The sequence below is a fragment of the Nonomuraea sp. NPDC051191 genome, from assembly GCF_044455665.1.
Lineage (GTDB): Bacteria > Actinomycetota > Actinomycetes > Streptosporangiales > Streptosporangiaceae > Nonomuraea.
This window is the reverse complement of record NZ_JBITEZ010000062.1, coordinates 1-1,021: the sequence shown is the minus strand read 5'-3', so window position 1 is coordinate 1,021 and position 1,021 is coordinate 1. Positions and strand designations below refer to the sequence as shown.

Annotated in this window: 1 protein-coding gene; it reads right to left on the bottom strand. The window is 69.3% G+C overall.

Annotated elements, in window-relative coordinates:
• Window positions 1-19: 19 nt before the first annotated feature.
• Window positions 20-963, bottom strand: a protein-coding gene (locus ACIA8R_RS52995) for an IS5 family transposase (protein ID WP_397045862.1) whose coding sequence is annotated in 2 segments (ribosomal slippage) — window positions 20-624 and window positions 624-963 — 945 coding nt in all. Because the reading frame shifts where the segments join, the coding sequence is not laid out codon by codon here.
• Window positions 964-1,021: the final 58 nt, after the last annotated feature.

The following is a 1,021-nucleotide window of genomic DNA, read 5'->3' as shown; positions in this document are numbered from 1 at the left end:
CTAGGAGCTGTTTCTTGGATCAGGTCCGGAGCCAGATAACCAAGGTGGCCAGGGTGACGGTGCCGAGGAAGATGTAGGCGCGCTTGTCGTAGCGTGTGGCCACGGCCCGGAAGTTCTTCAGCCGGTTGATAGCCCGTTCGACGACGTTGCGTGCCTTGTAGCGGTCGGCATCGAAGCCGGTGGGCCGTCCCCCGGCAGAGCCGCGCCTGCGGCGGTTGGCACGCTGGTCACGCGGTTCAGGAATGGTGTGGCGGATCTTACGGCGTCGCAAGTAGACGCGATTGGCGCGCGAGGAGTACGCCTTGTCCGCGGCCACGCTGTCGGGTCGGGTACGCGGGCGTCCCGGCCCTAGGCGAGGGACTCGCACAGCCCGCAGCACCCGCTCCAACTGCGGGCTGTCGCCGTACTGGCCCGGCGTCAGGACCAGCGACAGCGCCCGGCATCGGCCGTCCGCCGACAGGTGGATCTTGGTGGTGAACCCGCCGCGGGAACGACCTAGACATTCCCCAGCCTGACCACCTCCGCCAGCCGGGCGGCCAGCGCGGCCAGCACCGGATCGCCCCGGTTTGTCCCGGCCGCGTCCCCCTTTTGCCGGCCGGGCGGCGCGGGGACAGGCGGCGGGGTGCGGGGCGCGCCGGCGGCGTGCTGGTGCGCCCGGACGGTGGTGGAGTCCACGGAGATGTCCCAGTCCACCTCGCCCTCGGCATCCCGCTCGGCCTGGATCGCGGTCAGCAAGCGCTGCCACGTGCCATCGGCCGACCAGCGCCGGTGCCGCTTGTACACCGTGATCCAGGGGCCGAATCGTTCAGGCAGGTCCCGCCAGGGCAGGCCGGTGCGAGCCCGGTACAACACGCCGTTGATCGTTCTGCGGTGGTCGTTCCACCGCCCACCCTGCTGGCCACCTTCGGGCAGCAGCGGCCTGAGCCGCTCCCACTCCGCGTTGGTTAAGTCACCTCGACCCATAGGTCAATCGTGACGACGCAGGCACGATCAGTCAGCAGATCTAAGAAACAGCTCCTAG